Annotated in this window: 2 protein-coding genes; both read right to left on the bottom strand. The window is 74.1% G+C overall.

The window, feature by feature from the left end; translation table 11 throughout:
• Positions 1-106: 106 nt before the first annotated feature.
• On the bottom strand, positions 107-2,704 hold the full coding sequence (locus E2C05_RS29670; protein WP_200305612.1) for an HWE histidine kinase domain-containing protein: 2,598 nt from the start codon (positions 2,702-2,704) through the stop codon (positions 107-109).
• 166 nt (positions 2,705-2,870) lie between these two features.
• A complete protein-coding gene (locus tag E2C05_RS29665; RefSeq protein ID WP_133223221.1) occupies positions 2,871-3,656 on the bottom strand; it encodes an SDR family NAD(P)-dependent oxidoreductase in 786 nt (261 codons plus the stop codon).
• Between the last annotated feature and the right edge of the window lie 126 nt (positions 3,657-3,782).

The raw sequence follows: 3,782 nt of genomic DNA, 5'->3' as shown, positions 1-3,782 counted from the left end.
GGCCCTGCGGCAGCGTGCGGCGCCGCCAGCACCCCGGTCCGGCGCCGCTCGGCCGGCGCCCTGCGCCGCCGGATGCGGCCGCCGGGCGTGGCCACCGGCCGGGCCCTCAGCCTGGCGCCAGCATCCGCCGCAGCAATGTCAGCGCCTCCTCGCCGCGGAAGGGCTTCACCAGCACCCGGGCGCCGACGAAGCGGGCCGGCAGCACCGCGCCGGCCTCGTAGCCGGTGGCGAAGGCAAGCGGCACGCCCTGCTCGGCCAGCAGATCGGCGATGGGAAAGACCTGCTCGCCATCCAGCTCCACATCCAGCAGCGCGGCATCCGGCGGGTCGGCGCGCAGCAGCGCCCGCGCCTCCGCCAGGGTCGCCGCCGGGCCCAGTAACTCGACGCCTTCGGCCGCCAGCGCCGATTCGAGTTCCATGGCCACCAGGGCGGAATCCTCCACCACCAGCACGCGCCGGCCGCGCAGCCGGACGCCCGGCGTCGCCGCGGCGCGGACCGACCGGGCGAAGGCCGGCAGCAGCGCCCCGGCATCCACCACCTGGCGCAGCGGCATGTCCACCCGGCAGCGCAGCCCGGCGGGGTCGAATTCCAATGCCACGACGCCGCCGACCTCATAGGCCAGGCCGCGCTCGATCACCGTGCTGCCGAAGCCGCGCCGCGCCGGCGGCACCACCCTCGGCCCGCCCGTCTCCGTCCAGTCCAGCCGGATCCGCTCGCCATCCGGCCGCCAGGCGATCCGCAGCTGCCCATCCGGCACCGACAGCGCGCCGTATTTCGCTGCGTTGGTCGCCAGCTCGTGCAGGGCGAGGCTGAGGGCGAGCGCCGCCTTCGGCTTGAGGCGGAGGTCCGGCCCCTCCACCGCGATGCGCGCGTCGGGCGCCGCCCCCGCGCCGCGAAAGGCCCGCAGCTCCTCCTCCACCAGCGCATGCAGCCCGGCGCCTTCCCAGCGGCTGCGCGCCAGCAGGCTGTGGGCCTGCGCCATGGCCTGCAGCCGCCCCAGTTCCTGCACGAAGCCGTCCACCGTCGCGGCGCCGCCGCTGCTGTGGCGGACCAGGGCCTGGATGTTGGCCAGGGTGTTCTTCACCCGGTGGTCCAGCTCGGCCATCAGGAAATCCTGGCGTTCCCGGGCCTTCGCGCGCTCACGCGCCACCTCGTCCAGGCGGCGCAGCACCACCTCCAGCAGGGAGACTCGGAAGGTGCGCGCCGCCTCCAGCTCCACCGCCCGCCAGGGGTGGCTGCGGCCGCGCACCGTCTCCCGCCAGGCCTCGAAGCTGCGGCGGGGGGTCAGGCGCGGGCCGTCCGGCGCCAGCTCCACCGGCTTGTTCGGGTTGCCGGCCCAGGTGACGGTCTGCGGGACTTCCGGCCGGAACCACAGGATGCAGTCGCGCGGATCGCGCGAGACCACCAGCATCAGCACCCCGCTCGCCACCGCGGCATGCGCCGCGGCCGGCGGGAAGAGCGCCGGCAGGCTGTCGGTGGCGGCCACCCCATCCTCCGCCAGGCCGGCGAGGACGCCGGCCAGGGCGCGCACCTCGGCCTCCTCCGGCGTGCGGCCGATGGCGGCGTAGCTGCCCTCGATCAGCAGGGCGACGCCGTCGCTGCGGACGAAATCCAGCAGGTTCGGCCGGTGGCGGATCAGCCCCTGCGCCAGGTCGCCCTCCTGGGCCATCACCCGCAGCAGGCCCTCATGCACCCGCTGCTGCCGCTCCCGCTCGGCGAAGTCCTCGGACTGCTCCTGCGCCTCGAATTGCAGGGAGACCATCTGGGCGAAGACCTCGCAGGCGGCGCGCTGGACGAAGGGCAGCTGCCAGGGCGTGCGATGATGACAGGCGATCAGGCCCCAGAGCCGGCCGTTCCGCACCAGCGAGAGCGACATGGAGGCGCGGACGCCCATATTCGCCAGGTATTCGAGATGCAGCGGGGACACGCTGCGCAGGCCGCAGAAGGACAGGTCGGGCGGCTCGCCGGTCAGCGGGCTCAGCGCCGGCTCGATCGGCCTGGGCACGTAGGCCGCGTCGGGGATCAGCCGGACCCAGTTGTCCAGGTACAGTTGCCGCGCCTGCTGCGGCACGTCCGATGCCGGGTAGTGCAGGTCGAGGAAGGACCCGAGATCCTCGGCCCGCGCCTCGGCGATCACCGCGCCGCTGCCATCCGGCAGGAAGCGGTAGACCATCACCCGGTCGAAGCCGGTGACCCGCCGCACCTCCTCGGTGGCGGCCTGGCAGGCCTCCCGCAGGCTCGGCGCGGCGGCGACCCGGGCCAGCATGGCCTGGACCAGCGGCAGGGGGCTCGGCCGCACCGACGGCAGATCGCCCGGCAGCGGCTCGATCTCCAGCATCAGCCCGGCCGCGGCCCGGTGCAGGATCAGGTCGGCGCGCTGGCCGCCGGGCAGCACCGCTTCCAGCGACGCCCGGGATCGCGGCAATCCCGGCAGTGAATCGAGAAGCCGGCCAAGGGCGCCGACCACCTCGGCCGGCAGCAGGTCATGCAGCCGGCTGCCCACCACCGGCGCGCCGGTCCAGCCCAGCAGCGCGGCGGGATCGCCGGCGGCCTGCAGCACCACCAGGCTGTCCGGATGCAGGATCAGCAGCATCCCGTGCGGCTGGATGGAGCCGGGGATATGGATCGGCTCCCGGTCGCAATTCGTGAGGTCGGCCTCGCCGAAGGCGGGCATTCTTGGCGCATGGACGACCATGGCAGTCATGACAACAAATCCCTCTTCCGCCGGCGGTCGGCGGGATCGTGGCGAGGCAGGACCGGCCACGCGTCCTGCATCCTGCCAGCGCCGGCGCGGGGTGACTATCACTCATGATTGAGTACAATATACGTCTTTTGTCGGTTTTGCACTGCCGCGCACGGGAACCGCTGCATCAGTATAGTGCGTAACCGCCATCGATCAAAAAACTGTCGCCCGTGTGAAAGGCCGAGGCGTCGCTCAGGAGGTAGACGGCGATGCCGCCGAAATCGGCGCCCGTCCCCCAGCGCCGCATCGGCACCCGCGGCAGGACATTGCCGGCGAATTTCGGGTCGCTGGTCGCCCGCGCGGTCATCTCCGTCTCGATCCAGCCGGGCAGGATCGCATTGGCCCGCACGCCGTAGCGCGCCAGCTCCACCGCCAGCGCCCGGATCATCGCCGCCATCCCGCCCTTCGAGGCGCCGTAGTGCTCGTTCCGCGCCGCGCCCTCGATGGCGGCGAGGCTGGCGGTGCCCACCAGCACGCCGCCGCGGTCCCCGGCCTCGGCCCGCGCCTTCATGTGGCGGGCGGCGGCGCGGAAGGTCAGGAAGGCGCCACGCAGGTTCACGTCCTGCACCCGGTCCCATTCCTCCACCGTGCGGTCCACGAAGGGGCCGCTGCGGCCGCCGGAGATGCCGGCATTGGCGAAGCAGCCATCCACCCGGCCCAGCACGCCGAGCGTCTCGGCGAAGGCGGCCTCCACCGCCGCCTCATCGGCCACGTCGCAGCGGAGCGCCAGGATGCGGCGGCCGGTGGCCGCCAGCGCCTCGCGCGCCGCGGCGTTCTTCGCCTCGCTGGTGCCCCAGATGGCGATGTCGGCGCCGGCCTCGGCCATCGCCCGCGCCATGCCGAGCCCGATGCCGCCATTGCCGCCGGTCACCAGCGCGACCTTTCCCGTCAGGTCGAAGGGCGCATAGGCCATGAACATCCTCCCTGTCCCGTCTGCCGCGGCAGCCTGCCCCCGCCCGGCCGGGGCCGGAAGCCCGCGCGGGCCGGCGGGACCGCCCCCGGCGGTGCCGCGGCCGGCACGCATGGCGTCGCGGCGGGG

Source organism: Paracraurococcus ruber, from assembly GCF_004353985.1.
Taxonomy (GTDB): domain Bacteria; phylum Pseudomonadota; class Alphaproteobacteria; order Acetobacterales; family Acetobacteraceae; genus Paracraurococcus; species Paracraurococcus ruber.
The sequence above is the reverse complement of the archived record's forward strand: the minus strand, read 5'-3'. Positions and strand labels throughout refer to the sequence as shown.

Excerpts from the sequence above, each read along its gene's own strand:
- E2C05_RS29665 (WP_133223221.1), bottom strand. The coding sequence starts at position 3,656 with ATGGCCTATGCGCCCTTCGACCTGACGGGAAAGGTCGCGCTGGTGACC.
- E2C05_RS29670 (WP_200305612.1), bottom strand. The coding sequence starts at position 2,704 with ATGACTGCCATGGTCGTCCATGCGCCAAGAATGCCCGCCTTCGGCGAG.